Genomic DNA, 18648 nt, shown 5'->3' on the forward strand with positions numbered 1-18648 from the left:
CACCGCCAGGATTGACTGTTGTGAAGCGAAGGAATTGCGATCGCTGACCGGGCCGATGATGGCCACGCTCACGCCGGCCGCAGAGTCCGCGCAAAAGGTCTTGCCACGGACTATGGGGGCATCAGGGACACTGATTCATCTGATCGCAATTTGCAGAGACCTTACCCGGTAACTCGCCGTATTCGAGTCGGCCGTATTGCCGTACTGCGGGCGCATCCTGATCAGATTGGGGCGACAGTGGAGTGTCCTGCCAGTTGGTCGAATCGTCTCAAGGAGACAAGTCACCGCGGCGTGGCGCGAACGTTTGCTGGGATGCGGAAGGGGGTTGCTCGTGCGCGATGGCCAATCAACTCGAACAGCGGGAAGCGGATTCGCCAGACATCCGCGGTCTGGCTGAGCGGCGCGAGGCAATGCTGTGGATCACGTGGCCTCGTTACCGGGATACGGCCGCATGTACAACATGCTTGGCGTGGGGTGGTTGCCCTGCAGCACCCGTTGAGCCACGGTGGGGTCGAGGTGCTGACCGTATGTGGACTCCGCGATCTCGATCAGTTCCGACAGGGAGTGCACCGTTAGTGCCTTCGCCGGGTCCCCTGGACGTTCGTGGGTGTGGAGCCATGCAGTATTGGCCTCGGGGATGTAATGCGCGAGTGCGCTATAGGTCGACCCAGTTCCCGGAATGGGCAACCGGACATGGCGAGTGGGATCGGCTCCTTCGGCCAAGGACGCCTTCAGCGTGGTCTGCCCTCCCGGTTTCTGAACAATGGTGGCGTGGATGTCGTCTGGCATCATGACGGCTGTATCGGGCATGAAGCGAAAGGGTTTATCGTTCCTTCCGCTGACGCGAACTAGGTATCCCCCGACTGTCTCGACGTCTTCCCACGCGATCAGGCCGGTCATGGCTGTGAAGAATCGATCTTCTAATTCCAGATCCGCCGGCGCCGAGGTATCTTGGAAGACTTCGCTGAACGCGCTGAATGCTTGGCGGTCTCCAATCCATCCGGTCTGGATTGCGGTTCGATCTTCTTGCTCCCCACGGGAGATCACGGTGATTCGAGGTGTGGGTTTACGCGCGACTACCAGGAAGCTCTTGGAAGCTCCTGCTGTTCCATGCATTTCGGCTGAAAGTGAACGTAACGCATCCTCGATTCCATCAATAGATCGACCACGCAGTTCGGCTACCCGGTTGACTGCGGATGCGGGAGTGTCCCCGGCGAAGCCGACGACGACGTCGTCGTCGACGATCACGACCTTCTGGCCAGGATTGCTTAACGTCTGCCGGTTGGAGGTGTCGTCGTTTTGGTCAGTTATCTTGGTATCGGAGAACAATGTCACTTTCCCGGCATCGGGATCGGTCACTTTTGCGATCACAAACGTCATAACTCGTCCTTCCACGCTGCACCCGCCGTCGTCAATAGTGCTCCATGTGTCAGGATCTCCTGAGTTGGCAGGGCACCCTGTCGGACGTACCCGTGCCAGGCTGAGCCGCACTCCGTGCCAGCTGCCGCATCGTGTCTCCACATTCTGCGGACAGCCTGGCCTAGATTCGGGTGATGGCCGATCGTTTTCCGGATCAGGTTGCCGAGACAATCGGACAGTTTCAGGTGGTGTCGCGTTCTCCCACCGACGGCACAACCGAGCAAGTCGATGTGCCGGAGCGCACCGGTGTGTTGCGCTTCCAGAACAATGCGGTCGAACTCGAAGTGAGCCCTGGGTTCAACCCAGTTGTGTCCTGGACCCGACGGGGGCCAGGTTCGTGGGCCGGTGGGCCGCCCGAGGAGCGCATCACTGACGGTGCCGTTGTTCTCGGAGCTGTCGCCCGCCAACCCGGGGAGGTGTCATTGTGGGGAGTGCGCAGCGTAAGTCGGCAGCTGCTGGGGTTTCCTTCGCCCCAGCAAGAGGAACAGCGCAGCCGCGAGGTGCTGGCGGCGGACTGGTGCCTTGTCGGCGCGCTCTTCTCGAGTGACGACACCGGGTTCAACAAGGTGGAACTGGCTGTGACCGGGCTGCACTCGTTCGCAGACATGCCAGGCGTCCGTGTGGAGATGGCGGAGTGGGGCAAAGTGCCTATGTCGTTTGTGTATGACCCGCCAGATGCCGCAACCGGAGCGACGTCGACACCGATACCCGGGGAGGTGCGGTTCGACCCTCGGGCGACATTGCCGGCGTTCGGGGGCTCGGACATCAGTGTCACCACGGACACACGATTGATGATGTCCTTCGCGGGGGCTGTGCCACTTCCGGTGGTGGTGTCCGACGTCTCGATTCCGATCACGAGTTTGCTGACGATCCTGCATGGCGCAGACTGCCGGGTGCGTCGGTTGAGTGTTTCGACGCCGACTGGAGATTCGGCAGATGTTTACGGGCACATTGTCGATGTGGATGCACCCCGCGACGCAGCTGGGGATGTTCTGACTACCCTGGCCAGGGCTGGCGGCGCCGACTTCGTCGGCCGGTGGCTTAATTTGGCGAAGCGGACCTCTCCGGTGCCGCAGATCTTGGCCGCCGCGTACTCCGGTGAGTTCGCCACTGTGGAGGCGGAGGCACTCTACTTGTGCACAGCAGCGGAGACCTTGCACCGTCGATTGAAACCAGATGAGCGGCGATGGACCGCTGAGGCTGTCGAAGAAGGGCTATCAGGGCTGGCGGGGGCCACGATGCCGGATGAGGTCCGACAAGCACTCAAACAGGCACTGAGCCAGTACCTCTTCGAGCCTTCGTTCCCGATGCGGATCGAGGCACTGGCCACCCGCGTCGCTGCGGTGCTTCCCGGCTGTGTGGGCCGGGTGAATCGGTGGAAACGCGCGGTGACCGACCAGCGAAACGCGCTCGCCCATGGATTACCTCCACCAGGTAGCGGAATCGACCTCACGAAGATGCACGCCATATCGAGGTCGCTGCGCTGGGTCCTGACCGTTTACTTGTTGCTGGAAGCGGGCGCCCCCGCTGAGCAAGTTGCAGAGTCGACCCAGGCGAACGAACGATACGAGCGCGACTGGCGGAACTGGCGCCGAGTGTGGCCAAGAGTTTTCGCGGATCCAGTTTGAACGCCAATAGCGGCGAATACCGTTGTACAGCACCGGAATATGGAGGTTTCCGATAACCCGCCATATTCGATTCCGCTGTGTTCTTGGGTGTCCCCCCCGGGGCGCCGAGGATTGGTAGCCCTGGGAGTGAAGGGCTTGAGGGACGATTTCGCAAAGCCCCTTTTTGAGCGTCCAGCGTGTCCACGGCGATGTCGGACCTTCGCCGTACCCTGGGGTCAACGTTTGCTCTATGAGGGATGTCAACATGCCGAAACGATCTAACGAGTTTCAGCGTCTAGTGGCGATGCTGACCATGCTGAAGAGTGACGGCGCGACCGTGCACGAATCAGTCGAAGTGATGGAGATTGCCTCGCAAGAATGTCGCGAGGTCGACGTCGTGGCCTTCGGGAAGGTCGCTGGCCATCAGAGCGCGGTTTTTATTGAATGCCGCGACTGGAAGCGCCCACAGGACGTCCAGTGGGTAGAGCAAGCTCGTACGAAGTTCGATGACTTAGGCGCGAACGTGAAAATTCTCGTGTCGTCGAGCGGATTTACGAAGACGGCGCTGGCGAAAGCTGCTCGCTATGGAATCAAGACAATCACGACCGGTGAAGTCACGCCCGAGTTCGTCGGAAAGGTCGTCAACAGTGCTGATAGCGCCCAATATTGGCATTGGGTCACCCTCGTGCAGAAGGCAATCGTCGTCATCACTCGCGACGGTGTAACCCAGCAGCAAGAGCTGCCCGGAAACGTTCCGGTTTTGTACGCCGACGGTTCAGAAACTTCGATGTTCGAAGACCTCGTAAACCATGTCACGCGACAGCACACGTGGGCTCACGACCGGTGGGAGGAGGTGGCGCGCAAAGGGGAGGAGCTGTACGGCGAAGGCAAAGTGAAGTACGTCGCAACAGCCGATGGGCCGGAGCCGAGATCCAACGGCCAGAAGGTGTATGTCAAAGGGATCTCGCACGCGTCGGGCCAGGAAGAACTGTTCGAGATCGCCAATGTCATCGTCACTTTCGAGGCCAAATGGACCGTGGCAGATGTGCCTCTAGCCCACGGTGAGTACGACGGAACATATTTCTCCACGGGCACAGCGCCCTTAGGTGAGGGCAACACGGTGCAGTTGGTCTATGCAGAAACTCCCCGGGGCGAATTTGATGTAATCGGCCGCCTCGACGGCACCCTCGACACACTTGAAATCCAGATCCCGGCCGGAACCGCTGATCCCGCGACTGATACGCCCGAGTCGGCCAACCGAGGCGGGTAGGTTGAGGGCCGCTCAGCCCGGCAGCGTCTATGCGGCCACCGCGCCGATCCCGCGGTTGTCGGTGGCGATTGGCAGAATTGGGTGAGTTCTAGTGCGCCCCGGTGCCGCATCGTCTACGACGACGAGTTTCGCTCTGACTTTGCGGAAGGGTTACGACGCGACCCCTCGACGGAAGCGATGCAGCGAGGGTTCGAGGAACTCGCCGACACGCTAGGCAAGTTGGTCGACCGCCCCGACGAAGTGGCACTCGTCGTAGCAGTCAGCTTGGCCTCGGCCGTCCAACGCAGGCAGCCTGGAGTCGAGAACGGCGACATTTACCGGTAAGCCTGCATATTCGGGGCCGTCGTAATAGGGCGTCAACGCAAAGATGCGAGCTGGCGGGCGTTGTGAATATGCCGGGGTCGGGTGGTGGCTCGGCGCCGGTCAGCGGCGGATAACTCAGTCAGTTGCGGTGGCTGCCCACGGCCACTACGTGACGTAGCGCGACCATGGTTGGGCCGCCAGGTATGCATGTCGCTGTGTGCAGTTGTGGCTATAACCCAAGAGGTGGGCGACCACGGGAGGCGGCATCTCGGTGACGAGGCTCTGCAGTGCGGAGTTGCGCGCTGCGAGCAGGTTGATACCCATGGTGCGCAGCGCCATTCTCATGGTGTGGGGATCGAGGTGCTTGCCGGGACGATGGCCGGGAAATAGCCATGGATTGGCGGCCATGCCGCCGGCGGTTCTGAGGTTGGGCCGGGTGTGCAGGTGACGTTTGAGCATGTCGGCGAACAGTTCGGGTACTGGGATCGGTTCTGCTGCAAGCAATATGCGCGTCTCTTGTGGAGCGACAACGATAGCCGTTGTGGGCAGGGCGACGATTCTGATCAGGGGTTGGGCGTAGAGCAGCAGCAGTGTGCCGGCGACACGATAGGGCAGTGAATCGACGTCGCCGGTGAGCAGTTCCTTAATCCATGTCAGGCGCTGGTCTTGGGTCAGCAAGCGGGTGCTCTTGGCCTGGTGGGTATCGATGCTCAGCGCTGTGTTGATTCTGCTCTTCTTCGTCCACGCGACGAACATGCGGATCTTGGTGCGAGTCGTGGGTCCGGTGGCTACCCACTCGTCGATATCTTGCTGTAGGCAGGTGGCTGCGGTGCGTTGATGCGTTTCATGTAGCCAGTTAAGGAACTTGATCGTCTCGTTGATTTCCTGTCTGGCCGAATGTGTTGGCCCATGGGAGGTTTGCCCTGACGTGGAGATTCGGCGTAGACGGTGCAGATGATGCCAGGTGGCGAACTGTTCGACGGGGGCTCGAACGGTCGGCTCGCAGATCGCGTCGAGTTTGGAGGCCAGCCAGGACTGGAAACGTGCGAGGGGCTCGTCGCGTTGCCGGAGCAGACCGTTGTGCTCGAGCACGCTGCGGAGATGGGAGACTTGTCGGTTTTGGCCAGCTGCGTCGAGACCGGCATGGCTGAGCGGGATGTTCCCGCTGGCCAGCCCGGTCAGAAGGGCCCGAACGGTGGGGGAGCGCTTCCAGGACAGGATGCTCTCGGGTCGGTCAACCTTGCAGAGGATTTCCACGATGGCGTCCATGGTCACTGGGTCGGCGGCATTGTCGACGACCATCAGGTTTGTCAGGTCGTCGCGAAGCGCGCAGCGAGCGCATTGCCCGTCGCGGTAAAGCTGGCCTTCGGTATTGCAGATTGCGCAGCGGTAGTTGCCGGGGATACCGGCACACGACAGGCAGATCGGTCGGGGATCGGTGCGGCCGTCCCGGCCGGGTAGCACACCGTCGTGCCCACAGATGGGACAGATGCCATAGGTGCGCATCGCTGTATAGAAGCAGCTGTGGCACAACTGCTCAGCGGGCCAGTTCACGCGTAACTGGTTGGCCATTCGGTGACATCTGGTGCAGCGCAAAGCTCCGTCACGGACTGTGGGTCGTCCGCGCGGCGCGGATCGCCGGCTGGGTTCAATCGTCATCGCGGATCACCCGGGCCCGTCGAGGGCGCACCGACTTGTTCAGCTCGACAACATTTTGACGCGCAGACGTGGTTGATGAGGCGGCCTTCTTTCGGCGGACGTCGGCCGCGGTGACGGTGAGCAGGTCCTCGACTCCGCAACTAAAGATGTCGCACAAAGCGGACAATAGGTGCAGTGACATCCGTTCGGGCCGTTGGTAAACGATGCGATACACCTGAGGCCGGGACAGCTCGATACCGCGTTCGGCGAGCCGGGGGATCAGGTCGGTGCTGTTGTGCATCCCGTGAGCGGCCATGATCTCTGCCAGCCGCCAAGCGTAATCGACTTGTCGTTTCATCAGGTTTCCTCCTCGCCGGACGACAGCGCGTCATTGATGGTGGCATCGAGCACCCGACGCAGCGTGCGGATACGGAAATCGCTGGACACGCAGGTGTAGAGCGCTGTCGTGCTGGCGTATTCATGGCCCATCTGATGCTGCATTATCTTGAGCTCCGGGCTCACCCGACGCTCTGACCAGTGGTTTCTTTTCGACGACGGTGTTGTTGACGCTGTTGGTGAGTGCATCGTCATGCCTTTCAGCAGGGGCCGATTGTTACCGGGTTGGAATGGTTTCTCCGGGGTCTCGGGGTGTTTCTGGTGGCGGCCCGCAGCTGGCCGAGCGCTTCGGCGAGCTGACGGCGCAGACCCTCGTTCTCCTCGGCGAGTTTGCGGTTGCGTTCGTGCGCGGCTTCCAGGCGCTTGAGCAGGGAGGCGTCGGAGCTGCGTTGCCGAGCCGGGACCGGTGTCGAAGGCGCGCGGCGGCCGGCGTCGCGGAGGCGTTCGATCTCCGCGCGGACGTCCGGCTGGGCGTAGAGCCAGGACCGCGAGACGTTCGCGGCGGTGGCCACGGACTCGAAGGTGATGGTGGCGCCGTTGTTGTCGAGCGTCTTCAACGCCTGGATCGCTTTGGCCCGGGTAAGTTCACGACGGTTCTTCGCGGCGGCGACGATGTGACGACTGTTGTCAGCTCGCATCGGCAGATTCCTTTGTGCCATCGTCGTTTTCGAGCGAGGTGATGATGGTGTCGAGGTTGTCGAGGACCTGTTGGTTCATCTCGACCAGGCGCTGTTGGCCCCGGGCCTCGGCGGCAGAGATGATCTGCAGTACTTGCTGACGGTGCTGGTGGTGTTGTGGCAGGAACTCCGCGGTCGTGACGAACATCGGGCACGTTAAACACGAATTGGCATGCGGGCAGCTCTTTTGCACCGGCAGTCCGCAGTAGCCGTTGGGTAGGGCCTGGGTGACACGGCCGAGCCGCTGCTTGGCCCAATTCGCTTCGGCCAGTGGACCGTTCGGGTCTATGGTGATGGTCTCGCCCTTGGTGTTGACTTTGCGGGCGTCCTCCCAGTGGCGGCGGACGGTGCGATCGTGCAGCCGAGCGTAGTGAGCGGTCATATCACCGCTGGAGTGGTCGAGCAAGACCCGCACCACTTCCTGCGGGACGTCACGGTTGATGAGCCTGGTCGCGAAAGTGTGACGCCATTGGTGGGGAGTGAGATGCACGGGTCTGCCGTGCTCGTCGCGAACTTCGCAGCGTTCCAACCAGTCTCGCAGTTGCCCGCGGTAGGAGTGCGTGGTCAGTGGTTTGCGCCCGTCGGGGTTCATCCTCGGCGCCGGGAACAGCCACGGGCTGCCCTCGGTCCAGCGTCGCAGGATCCGTTGCTGCTGAACGGCGATGGCCTGTTCGACTTCCTCGTCGATCGGGACCAGGGCTTCGCGTTTCATCTTGCGGTTGGTGTAGTGCAGGTAGGGCGCGCCGTCACCGTCACGGACGACACAGTCGAATCCGATCGCGCAGGCGTCCCCGAGGCGAAGCCCGCAGCGCACGAGAATGAGCGTGAGCAGGCGGCTTTCGGGATGGTTCCAGCGATCGAGGTTGGCCGGCTGTTCGACCTGGGCCATGATGTGCTCGGCCAGCCCGCGGGGTAGCCGCTTGTCGGGCTTGGGAAAGTCGTCGGGGTAGAACACCGCGGCTGTTGGCAGGGCCGGATCCCATTCGTGGCGGCGGATCGCGTCGAGGAACGCGCTGAGTGACCCGATGTCGCGGCTGCGGGAGTGCTGTGCACGGGGATCGGTGGCCAGGTCGGCGAGATAGCGTTCCAGTAGCGGCCGGGTGATGCCGGCCAAGCCTGTGACCTCGGCTGCCGAGGTGGTCAGGAACCCGGCGAGCCGGGTGATGGCCTGGACGTCGATGTAGGTCTGGTTGTGGCTGCGGCCGACGCTGAGCCGCCAGCGGGCGAACCGTTTCGCCAGGAGCCGTAGCCAGGGCTGGCCGATGTCGACGAATCGCAGCCGCTTGTTGCCTTCCATGCCGACGCGCCGCAATTCCCAGACGTCCCTGGGGAACTCGGCCTCCCAGCCGGTGCCGACATGCAGGTCCTCGGCGCAGCGGTGGGCGTAGCGCAGGAACGCCAGCTGCCCGTTCTGACCGTGTTGGGCCTTGTGCCGGGCGTCGAAGAACTCGCTCCACCGTTCGAGCGGCCAGTCCAGCAGCGACACCACATCGCTCGCGGCGACCAGCGCGATCACCGGCCGCGCAACCGCGGACGGGGTCTTGATCTGGCGTTCGTCGTGACGGCATTGCAGCGCATACTGCATCTCCAGCTTGATCTGGCGGCGGTCACCGAAGGCGCGGAAGTCGAAACGGTCGTCACCGTAGGACTCACACAGCACGATGAAATCGGCGAGCGTGGGTCGGCCCACGGCCTCCCAACGTGACCGGTGGTTGACGCAGAACTGCGACCGTCCCTGCGTCCAGAGCGTGCAATACGACAGTGCGCAGACCGGGTGATCAGGATCGTGCTCCGGGGCAGCGGTGGCCAGCCAGGAGTTCTTGTCCGGCTGTCCGGCTCGTTCCCAAATCCCGTGGTGGCGAACGCATAAGCCGCGCCGGGTGCCGCCGAAACGACAGCCGGACACGGCGCAGACCGTCAGTTCCTTGCGGCCGAGCCCGACCGGCGACGCAGTCGCGGCGAAGACCTCGATGTCGGGGCGGCCCTGGTCTTTCCAGGTGTAGTAGTGGCCCTTGCAGAGGCCGCGGGTGCGGGGCTGGCGAACACAGCCGGGCACCCGGCAGCCGGACGCGTCGAACACCAGCGCGCCGCGCACGGGGACAACGATGTCGGCGCGGAACTCCGGCCGCACCACCGCCATCAACTTGCCGAGCAATCCTGGTGCTGCCCCAAAGGTCTCGGTAACCTCGACTGCGGTCACCACCGCACCTCCCGCCCCGTCAGGATGCCGGCCTCCGCCAGCGTTCGGCGTGCGTCCTCGACCGACAGGTGACCGTAAATATCCAGGGTCGTGGCCAGCGAGGAATGCCCTAAAAGGCTGCTCACGACCTCGATTGGGGTCTTGTTTCGCAACAGCCGGGTGGCGTAGGCGTGGCGGCACCAGTGCGGATCGAAATCGAACCCGAGCGTCTTGCGTAACCGCAGCACCAGGTCGTAGACCGCGGCGTAGGTCCACGGATGCCCGAATGCCCCGCCCCAAAGGTTGACGAAGATGTAGTCCGAATCCAGGTCTCCGTATTCGGCATGCAGATAGTCCCCGTAGAGCCGGACCAACTCGGCACTGATAGGGACAGTGCGTTGCTGCGGCGATTTCGCGCGGGCCCGGTTGTCGTTGATCCGGCGGGTGACGGTCAGCTCCCGTTCGGCCACCGCCAGATCCTCGTGCCGCAAGCCGAGGGCTTCACCGATCCGAATGCCGCTGTCCCACAACAGCGCCCACAAGAAGCGATCCCGCAGCCGTGTGCAGGAATCCAGAATGGCCTGCATCTGGGTGGCCGTGATCAAGGTCGGCCGCTTGCGGGCAGCAGCGAGCTTGATCGTGCGCCGCCGCTCGGGCTTGCCGCCGCTGAGGTGGTAGAGGAACGGCTTCCACCCCGACCGGCGCCGCCGGGCCGGCTGCAACTCGGTGACCAGATCTCCCAGATCGACACCGTGACGGGCATGGAAGGTATACAGACCACCGACAGCGGAGAGCTTTCGGTTGACCGTCACCGCCGAGCAATGATGGTCCGCCGACGGCAGCATCGACACCCCGCCCGCGCGGCCGGCGGGCGGCAGCCGCAACCACGAGACGAACTCGCCGAGGTCCTCCAGCCGCACCTCACGCCAGTCCAGGCCGCGGATATCGAGGTAGACGAACCAGTCCTTCAGATCGTGGGCGTAAGCCTTGATCGTGTTCGGGGACCGCTCGATATCGGTCATGTAGGCCAGGTAGCGCTCGATCGGCTCCACCGGCCCGCCGTCGCCGAGGACGGTCCAGGATTCAAGCGACGAGCCGGGCGTCAGCACCCGCTGTACGAGCATCGAACCTCCGAAGAATCTGCGTGATGGACGGCAGAAGATAACCACCTCCACCACACGGATTCACCCCCTTCTTCGATGCGTGGTGCACGTCGCGGACACCCTTCCAGGGGCTGTAGATAGGCTGCACGAACATCGGGTCCCAACCGTCCTCGATGAGATGAGTCGCATACGAGCGGCGCAGCGAGTGCAGATCCAGCCCGGCCGACAGCTCAAGGTCGTGGCAGTAGCGGCGGAACCGGCGCAGGACGGTGTCTTCGCCTACCAGCGCTCCGCGCTCGCTAGGAAACAGGTCGATGCCGTCGTCCATGCAACGCTGTCCGTGCGTCAACCAATCGGTGATTACCTCTGGCGTCCAATCGAACACGGTTAACACACTGCGGCGCTTGTGCGGGGACCCTCGCTTCGCCTTGCCGTAGCGGACATGAACCACGCCGTGGCGTCCGAACTCGCGGGCGTGTGGATTACGGGCGAAGTCAACGGTTTGCAGATGTCGAAGTTCGTTGAACCGCAACCCGTACGAGTAGGCAAGTTTGAACATTATCGCGTCGCGGTAGGCGGGCAACCATCCCTTGCGTGCCGAGGCGGCGATCAGGGTGACTTGGTCGTCGGCGTGATCGAAGAAGTCCTGCAGCTCGCTTCTAGTGAAGGCCCGCTTGGTCGGAGATGACTCGTTGTCTTGGACATGCGCTGCGGTGTTCCACTCGAAGAAGACCTGCGCAGGATGGCTTCCGAATCGTTGTTCGCACACCCGGTCCCAGCCATAGTCGGGATGACTCACGTAGGAGCAGAACAGCCGCAAGGCGTTCTGGTATCCGCGGATCGTTGACTGCTTGCGGCGCGATATCGAGCGCAGGTCGCTGAAAAACTCCTCAACCATCGCCGGTGTCCACGTCCACGGAAACTCATTCGTATACGCCAGGAACCGCTCGACGAGCCGGATCCGCTGCCCGATCGTCTCGTGTGCGAGGTTGCGGCATAGCTGCTGGTTGCGCCAACCCTCGAGCATCTCCCGAACCGTCTGTGCCTCAGGATGGAGCAGCGGAACCGACTCGACAACGTAGAAACGGCCACTCTTGTCGACGGGCAAAACAGCCTCCGCGCGGGTGGGCTTGACCCCTTTTGGTGGACACAGGGTCAGGCGGCTTTTGCCATCTGAGTGAGTCGGTCTTCGAAGTCGACCGGGCTAATCATATCGAGTGCCGAATGGCGTCTGCGTCGGTTGTAGACGCGTTCGATCCAATCGCCTACGGCGAGCTTAGCTGCTGCCTTGCTCGGCCAGAGGTAGCGGTCGTAGAACTCGACTTTCAGTGTCGCCCAGAATGATTCAGCCGCAGCATTATCCCAACACACCGCGGTGCGGCCCACCGAGCGGGCAAGGTTGTGCTCGCGGGCGAACCGCGCCAGCTGAGCCGAGGTGTACTGACAGCCACGGTCGGCGTGCAAAACCACCTCGCCGGCCAGCTCCCCGCGCATCGCCACGGCCATCGCCACGGCAGACTCGACGAGGTCGGTGCGCATGTGGTCATCGATGGCCCAGCCGATCACCCGCCGACTGCAGCCGTCACGCACCGCACACAAGTACAGCCAGCCCTCACCGGTACGCAGATAGGTGATGTCGGACGTCCACACCCGATCCAGCTCACCGGTATCGAAACGGCGCCCCACCAGGTCTTCTGGCACTGCAGCATCCAGGTCCACCACCGTGGTCACCGGCGCAAACGTGCGCGGGCTGATCCCGGCCAACCCCTGCCGGCGCAGCGAGGCCGCCACCGTCTTGCGCGACACCGTCTCGCCGTCGTCGCGTAGGTCGGCCAGGATCCGCGGCGCCCCGTACACGCCGTCGGACGCCTTGTGAAAGGCGGCGACCTTGGCGTCCAACTCGGCGCGCCGCGTCGCTGTCGGAGTCGGCCCCACCTCTCGGGCTTTGCGCCACTTGTAGTATCCCGATCGCGACACCTCCAGCAGCTCGCACATCCGCTTGACCGTGTAGATGGCCTTCTCCGCCTCGATCACCCGGTAGGCCTCTACCGGTTCTGTTCGGAGACGAAGAAGGCCGCGGCTTTTTTCAAAAACGCACGATCCAACCGTAATTCGGCGTTCTCACGACGCAGACGCTCCAGCTCCGCGCGTTCATCAGCATCCAACACCGCGCCAGTATCGCGAGCTGCGGCCGCCTGACGTTGGAAGCGCACCCAACGACCCAGCACTTGTTCACCGACGCCGATCTCGGCGGCTACATGCGCCACCGGTCGGCCGGTCTCGATTACCAGGCGGGCAGCCTGCTCCCGAAACTCCGGGGTGTACTTCCGACGCTTGTCCGACATACGGACAACCTTCCCGCAGGACCAGCAGTCCCACCAGTCAGGTGTCCACCATCAGGGGTCAACCCCACTCAACATCACCCGCGAACCGTAGACAGAGTCCCGTGGCGTGGTGGACTTCGGATCGGCGTGGGTGTACGCGTAGTGATCAACGAGTCGTGGTGAATGCTAGGCGATTTGGCGCTGTTCGGCGAGGGCTTTGGCGGCGGGTTCAGCGGCGGCCTGTTTGGCGGCGATGACTTTGCGCAGCTCGACCATCGAGATGTCGGAGAGGTAGCGGCGAGTGACTTGCCATTCGTCGTGGGCTTCTATGACCACCGCGGTCGCCAGTCGTAGGAACGCCGCAGGGTTGGGGAAGATTTCTACCACGTCGGCGCGGCGTTTGATCTCTTTATTGAGCCGTTCGATGGGGTTGTTCGACCAGATCTTTTGCCAGTGCGCCCGCGGGAACGCGGTGAACGCCAACACATCGGTTTTGGCCTCATCCATCATTGTCGAGATTTTCGGAAAGCTCGCCGAGAGCGTGTCGGCTACCTGATCCCATTGAGCGGCGACCTCGGCGGGATCGGTGTGGGCAAAGATCGTCTTGACCGCCGCCGTGACCGCCGGGGCATGTTTGGCCGCGACCGCGCCGTGCAGGTTGCGCATGAAATGCACCCGGCAGCGCTGCCACGACGATCCGGCGAACTGCTGGGCCACGGCGGCTTTGAGGCCCGCATGGGCATCGGAGATCACCAGATGCACCCCGGTCAGGCCGCGCGCTTTGAGCGAGCCCAAAAACTCGCGCCAGAACTCGAAGGATTCGCTGTCACCCACGGCCGTGCCGAGCACTTCGCGGGTGCCGTCGATGGACACCCCGGTGGCCACGATCAGCGCTTGGGACACCACATGGGCCCCGACGCGGACCTTGCAAAACGTGGCATCGCAAAACACGTAGGGGAACTGGGTGTGAGTCAGCCTGCGGGTCCGAAACGCCTCGATCTCCTTATCGAGACCGGCGCAGATACGCGACACCTCGGACTTGGAGACCCCCGAGCCGACGCCGAGGGCAGCAACCAAGTCATCGACGCTGCGGGTGGAGACACCGTGGACGTAGGCCTCCATGATCACCGCGTGCAGCGCTTTGTCGATGCGGCGGCGCCGCTCAAGCAGCGACGGGAAGAACGAGCCGGCCCGCAGCTTGGGGATCTTGACCTCGATGTCCCCGGACGTCGTCGACACCGTCTTGGCCCGATGCCCATTGCGGTGCGTGTTGCGTTGCTCGCTGCGTTGATAGCGCCCGGCCCCGATCGCCTCAGCGGCCTCGGCCTCGATCAACGCCTGCAGTCCAGCACGGATCAACTCGGCGAACACCGCGCCCGCATCAGCGGACTTGAGCGCATCGAGCTGGGCGAGCAAGGCAGAATAGTCCTGGGTCATCGCGTGGTGCGTCCTTTACTTGAGTCACTTTGGTCGGTAACTCAATGACCACTACGCGATGCCCCACTTCAAGAGGCTCACCGACACACCTCAAGTCAGTCCCGGCTCGCTCGCCTCACCCCCGAAACCCCACCACCCCAGGGGACTTACCCGAACCGTAACTATCGTCCAACTGCGGAACGCCCTGAGCGTGGGTCAGCCGGAGAAAGGAACCATTGCGGCGCGAAGCGTTCCTGGCGCAGTTTCACGAGTGAGTCGCTGTTGGCGGACGCATCTGCCAAGCACCTCAGACCGAAACCCCCGCTGTGCCGAAAGTGTGCCATGAGGCGCAGACACCGTTGAGACACGGCAGACGCGCCGAAACAGCTGCGACACGCTGAGCTGGACTTATCTGGGCGGAGCGGACACATTGAGACAGTGCAAACGCTGTCCAAAGGCATTTACACACCAGCGGTCGGCGGTTCGATACCGTCCGCGCCCACCGGTCACACGACGCGCCTGCCGAGGCGCGCTCGGGCCCGCATGTCCCACAGATACAGCCGATAGCCGAGAAGCCAGGCGTCCCGCGGGATCACATGGTCGGCGAGGCGCAGCGCGGTCAGCAACATCTCGAACCTGCGCTGCTGATCTGTCGACCACGGCAACCGCATGTGTTCACGGAATTCCGGCGGCAGGAACCCCGTTGTCGCGAACAGGTTGAAGCGGCCGGCGAGCAGTCGCAGCGGAGCGGGCAGGAAGGCCATCGCGGCCACACCGTGCAGATGCTCGCGTACCGGCTCGTCGATGCGCAGTTCGTCCAGCGAGCGTTTCCAGTATTCGTCGAACGCGTCGCGGTTCGGCGGCCACATGTCCTCACGCACCTGCAGCGTGGTGCCCAGCTTCTTGGCGTCGACGTAGATCGCATCGGCCGCATCCTCGTCGAGCGGGCCGTACAGGAACTCATGCTGGTCGACGTAGTAGCGGTACAGGCAGGCGGCCACCCAGAGCTGCAGGTGCGGGTCAAACGCCTTGTACGACACCGGGCTTGACGGGGTCGACCGGACCAGCGCGTGCACGCGGTCGACTTCCTCGCGGATCAGCTGACGATCGGCCTCAGTGCCCATCGTCGCCACCGCCAGATACGTACCGGTGGTGCGGGCTCGCTTGAACGGATGCTTGTAGACGTTGCCGCTGTCGACCGGGCTCTCCAGCACGCCGTACCCCACCCCCGGCGACGCCAACTGCATGATCACGTTCGCAGCCGGTGCCAGCACCGCCGCGGGATTGAGCAGATCGACGACGCGCCTCGGCCGACGCAGTGGCCCGAACCTCATGCATTCGAGTGAACCACCTTGTGAGACGCTCGCGAAGTGTTTGCGCCGTCCTCACGCCCGCGCGCGGCGGGGATCGCGGCCGGTTGCGTCGCGGACGCGCTGTTCGGCGACCCCCGGCGCGGCCATCCGGTGGCGCTCTTCGGTAGTGCGGCAGCGGCTTTGGAGCGTCGCACCTACGCCGACACCCGAGCCGCGGGCGCGCTGCACACCGCCGCGCTGCTCGGCGCGCTCACGCTGCTCGGAATCGCGGCGGAGCGGGCGCCGCGGCGGGCCGCTCCCGCGACCGCCGTCACCACGGCCGCGTCGGTGTTCGTCGCGCTGGGCGGGACCTCGCTGGCCCGCACCGGAAACCAGATGGCACGACACCTGGATCGCGGCGACCTCCAAGCGGCCCGGCGGCTGCTGCCCGCGCTGTGCGGCCGCGATCCGGCGGCGCTCGACGAGGCCGGTCTCGCCCGAGCGGCGCTCGAGTCGGTCGCGGAGAACACCTCCGACGCCCACGTGGCGCCGCTGCTGTGGGCCGCCGTCGGCGGCGTTCCCGGCGTCCTGCTGTACCGCGGCGCGAACACCCTCGACGCGATGATCGGCCACCGGTCGCCCTACTATCTGCGGTTCGGTTGGGCGGCAGCGCGTTTCGACGATGCCGCGAACTACCTCGCCGCGCGGGTGACCGCGGTGCTGGTGGCCCTGTGCGCGCCAGTGGTGGGCGGCTCGCCGGTCGCGGCCCTGCAGGCCTGGAAGCGCGACGCGCGGCGCCATCCCAGCCCGAACGCCGGCGTGGCGGAAGCTGCGTTCGCGGGGGCGCTGGGAGTGCGACTCGGCGGCCCCACCCAGTACGCGCATGAACTGCAGATCCGCCCCATGCTCGGCGACGGCCCACCGCCGCAGGCCTCCGATCTGAGGCGGGCCGTGCGGTTGTCGCGGGCGGTTCAGGTGGCCGCGGCGTCGGCCGCGCTCGGGCTCAGCGTCGTCGGCCGTAGCGGTCGGCGAGCTTGTCCTCCGTCGTGAGCGCAGCCCCGGGCCGAGCCTGCGCCGCCTCCTCTGCGGCCTTCTCCCGTCTGCGTTGGCGCAGCTCGGCGTAGATGAAATAGCCCAACCCGATCGGCGCGATGATGCCGAACGCGATCCACTGGATGCCGTAGGACAGGAACGGCCCGGCGTCGAGATGAGGCAGCGGAATCGCGCCGAGCCCGCCCGGCTGGTCGGCCTCCAACTGCAGGTACGAACCGGCCACCGGGATTCCAGTGATGGCCGAGATCTGTTCGGTGTTGATCGAGTACACCTGCTGGGTGCCGTCCTGCCGGAACGGCTCCTTGCCTTGCGCCAGCCCCTCGGAGTCGCGTAACCGTGCGGTGATGGTCACCGTGCCGTCCGGCACGGGCGGAATCTCGGGCACCCCCGAGGCCTGTATCGGCCGGACATATCCGCGGTCGACGAGGACGGTGGGCCCACCGTCGACGGCGAACGGCACCAGCACCTGGAATGCGGGTTCCCCCTCGACCGCCCGCAGTCGCGCGAGCACCTGACCCTCCGGCAGATAGCGCCCGCTCGCGGTGACGCGACGCCACTGGTCGTTTGGCGCCGCCGAATCCTGGTTCGGCAGGAGCGACGTCACGGGCACGGGTTCGGCCGTCAACGAGTGCGCTATCTGCGCGTTCTCCCGTGAGGTCTTGGTGTTCTTGCCCAGCTGCCACGGGGCCAGCACGGTGAAGCACAGATAGGCGAATGCGGCGACCACGACGAACAACGCCAGCCAGGGCGGCCGCAGCAGAAATGTCCACCGGCGCATCAGCTGGCGATTCCCCGGATCGCGAGTTGCTCGTCGACCCAGTCGTGCAGCCCCGGCAACGACGCTTCGATGACCGCGAAAACCTCCTCGAAGTCGGCGTGATCGCCGTAATAGGGATCGTCGACGTCCAAGGGATGGGCACCCGAGCGCGGGTCGAACGACCGCAGCATCCGGATCCGCTCGGCGGGGACGCCGAGGTCCAGAAGTATCCGAACGTGGTTGCGGCCCAGTGCGATCACCAGATCGGCGGACATGTGGTCCTCGTCGACCTGGGCGGCGCGGTGTGCGATCGGATAGCCGTGCTCGTGCAACACGTGGCCTGCCCGACGGTCGGCGGGCTCGCCGGCGTGCCAGCCCCCGGTCCCAGCGCTGCTGACCCGGACCGCGTGGCCGAGCCCGCGCCCGGCGATCTGGTGGGCGAACATCTTCTCGGCCATCGGCGAGCGGCAGATGTTGCCCGAGCAGATGAACGTGACGTGCAGCGATTCAGACACCCAACACCTCACGGAGGTCGGCCACCGTCGAGACGTGGGCCGTCGGGGTGACGGCGTCCGGTCCATCGAAATCGCCCCTTCCGTAACCCCATCCCACGACCACGGTTTCGATGCCGTGCGCGGCGGCGCCTTCGACGTCGTGCGACCGGTCACCGACCATCAGGGTGCGCTCCGGCAGGGTGTCCAGCTGGGCTAACGCGTGGGCGACGACATCGACCTTGCTCGCTCGCGAGCCGTCGACACTCGCGCCCGCGATGACCTCGAAACAGTCCGCGAGGCCGAAGTGGGCGAGGATCCGCTGCGCGGTCGGCTCGGCCTTCGAGGTGGCCACAACCAACCGCACGCCGGCCGCACGCAGGTCGGCGAGCAGCGCGGGGATGCCGTCGAAGACCCGGTTCATCGCCCAGCCACGGGTCCGGTAATCCGCGCGGTACGCCGCGATGGCCGCCTCGGTCCGGTCGCCCAGGCCGAGACCCTGCAGGGTGTGGTGCATGGGCGGGCCGATGATCATGCCGGCCAGGTCTCCGTCGGGCACCACGGCGCCGACCGACCCCAGCGCATGGCGGAAACTCGAGACGATGCCCTGCGCCGAGTCGGTCAGGGTGCCGTCGAGGTCGAAGATCACCAATTGGGGGCGGGTCGCCGTGGTCGTGGAGGCCAGCATGTCGGTCACGGGTCCATTCTCCCCGATCGCAGAAG

16 protein-coding genes and 1 pseudogene are annotated in these 18648 nt (G+C 64.5%); 3 read left to right on the forward strand and 14 right to left on the reverse strand.

All coding sequences use genetic code 11. The annotated features are described in order from the left end of the window. Window positions 1-420: 420 nt before the first annotated feature. The gene (locus QGN32_RS21735) at window positions 421-1380 is read right to left on the reverse strand and encodes a hypothetical protein (protein ID WP_317150852.1); all 960 of its coding nucleotides are present in this window, start codon (window positions 1378-1380) and stop codon (window positions 421-423) included. A gap of 173 nt (window positions 1381-1553) precedes the next feature. On the opposite strand from QGN32_RS21735, the gene QGN32_RS21740 reads away from it, so the two are divergent. Together QGN32_RS21740 and QGN32_RS21745 are read left to right on the forward strand one after the other, a co-directional pair. Next, a complete protein-coding gene (locus QGN32_RS21740) occupies window positions 1554-3047 on the forward strand; it encodes a HEPN domain-containing protein (RefSeq protein WP_326546247.1) in 1494 nt (497 codons plus the stop codon). 229 nt (window positions 3048-3276) lie between these two features. Continuing rightward, window positions 3277-4296, forward strand: a complete 1020-nt coding sequence (locus QGN32_RS21745) for a restriction endonuclease (RefSeq protein WP_326546248.1) — start codon at window positions 3277-3279, stop codon at window positions 4294-4296. Window positions 4297-4764: 468 nt separating this feature from the next. On the opposite strand, the gene QGN32_RS21750 is transcribed toward QGN32_RS21745, so the two are convergent. The 10 genes and pseudogenes from QGN32_RS21750 to QGN32_RS21795 all read right to left on the reverse strand — a co-directional run bounded on the left by QGN32_RS21750 (window position 4765) and on the right by QGN32_RS21795 (window position 15651). Continuing rightward, window positions 4765-6171: a recombinase XerD gene (locus tag QGN32_RS21750; protein WP_326546249.1), complete on the reverse strand. Its 1407-nt coding sequence runs from the start codon at window positions 6169-6171 to the stop codon at window positions 4765-4767. 76 nt (window positions 6172-6247) lie between these two features. After that, entirely contained in the window at window positions 6248-6595 is a 348-nt protein-coding gene (locus QGN32_RS21755) for a helix-turn-helix domain-containing protein (protein ID WP_326546250.1), read from the reverse strand. Beyond that, window positions 6595-6738, reverse strand: a pseudogene (locus QGN32_RS21760) (site-specific integrase); the annotation flags it as partial. The pseudogene QGN32_RS21760 and the gene QGN32_RS21755, both read right to left, overlap by 1 nt. A gap of 95 nt (window positions 6739-6833) precedes the next feature. Then, on the reverse strand, window positions 6834-7271 hold the full coding sequence (locus QGN32_RS21765) for a DUF6262 family protein (protein ID WP_326546212.1): 438 nt from the start codon (window positions 7269-7271) through the stop codon (window positions 6834-6836). Beyond that, a complete protein-coding gene (locus QGN32_RS21770) occupies window positions 7261-9510 on the reverse strand; it encodes a tyrosine-type recombinase/integrase (protein WP_326546213.1) in 2250 nt (749 codons plus the stop codon). The genes QGN32_RS21765 and QGN32_RS21770 overlap by 11 nt, the downstream gene beginning before the upstream one ends. Beyond that, window positions 9507-10613, reverse strand: a complete 1107-nt coding sequence (locus QGN32_RS21775; RefSeq protein WP_326546214.1) for a tyrosine-type recombinase/integrase — start codon at window positions 10611-10613, stop codon at window positions 9507-9509. The genes QGN32_RS21770 and QGN32_RS21775 overlap by 4 nt, the downstream gene beginning before the upstream one ends. Then, on the reverse strand, window positions 10573-11700 hold the full coding sequence (locus QGN32_RS21780; protein ID WP_326546251.1) for a tyrosine-type recombinase/integrase: 1128 nt from the start codon (window positions 11698-11700) through the stop codon (window positions 10573-10575). Before QGN32_RS21780 ends, QGN32_RS21775 begins: the two co-directional genes overlap by 41 nt. Window positions 11701-11747: 47 nt before the next feature. Next, window positions 11748-12937 (reverse strand): IS3 family transposase gene (locus tag QGN32_RS21785; RefSeq protein WP_326546252.1). Its coding sequence is split into 2 segments (ribosomal slippage): window positions 11748-12667 and window positions 12667-12937, totalling 1191 coding nucleotides; the frame shifts between segments, so codons are not numbered across the junction. A gap of 165 nt (window positions 12938-13102) precedes the next feature. Beyond that, window positions 13103-14353 carry an IS256 family transposase gene (locus QGN32_RS21790; protein ID WP_115326418.1) on the reverse strand — a complete coding sequence of 417 codons (1251 nt, stop codon included), beginning with the start codon at window positions 14351-14353 and terminating at the stop codon, window positions 13103-13105. A 485-nt stretch (window positions 14354-14838) separates the two neighbouring features. Beyond that, window positions 14839-15651 (reverse strand): oxygenase MpaB family protein, encoded by an 813-nt coding sequence (locus QGN32_RS21795; RefSeq protein ID WP_326549199.1) that lies wholly within the window; start codon window positions 15649-15651, stop codon window positions 14839-14841. A gap of 51 nt (window positions 15652-15702) precedes the next feature. Between QGN32_RS21795 and QGN32_RS21800 the strand changes: the two genes are divergently transcribed. Beyond that, window positions 15703-16674, forward strand: coding sequence for a cobalamin biosynthesis protein (locus tag QGN32_RS21800; protein WP_326546253.1), 972 nt, complete (start codon window positions 15703-15705; stop codon window positions 16672-16674). On the opposite strand, the gene QGN32_RS21805 is transcribed toward QGN32_RS21800, so the two are convergent. The 3 genes from QGN32_RS21805 to QGN32_RS21815 are packed head-to-tail and all read right to left on the reverse strand — an operon-like array spanning window position 16628 to window position 18613. After that, window positions 16628-17455 carry an SURF1 family cytochrome oxidase biogenesis protein gene (locus QGN32_RS21805; RefSeq protein WP_326546254.1) on the reverse strand — a complete coding sequence of 276 codons (828 nt, stop codon included), beginning with the start codon at window positions 17453-17455 and terminating at the stop codon, window positions 16628-16630. The genes QGN32_RS21800 and QGN32_RS21805 overlap by 47 nt on opposite strands. Beyond that, on the reverse strand, window positions 17455-17949 hold the full coding sequence (locus QGN32_RS21810; protein ID WP_326546255.1) for a low molecular weight protein-tyrosine-phosphatase: 495 nt from the start codon (window positions 17947-17949) through the stop codon (window positions 17455-17457). Before QGN32_RS21810 ends, QGN32_RS21805 begins: the two co-directional genes overlap by 1 nt. Next, entirely contained in the window at window positions 17942-18613 is a 672-nt protein-coding gene (locus QGN32_RS21815; RefSeq protein WP_326549200.1) for an HAD-IA family hydrolase, read from the reverse strand. Before QGN32_RS21815 ends, QGN32_RS21810 begins: the two co-directional genes overlap by 8 nt. Between the last annotated feature and the right edge of the window lie 35 nt (window positions 18614-18648).

Source organism: Mycolicibacterium sp. ND9-15 (assembly GCF_035918395.1).
In the GTDB taxonomy this organism is placed as follows: domain Bacteria; phylum Actinomycetota; class Actinomycetes; order Mycobacteriales; family Mycobacteriaceae; genus Mycobacterium.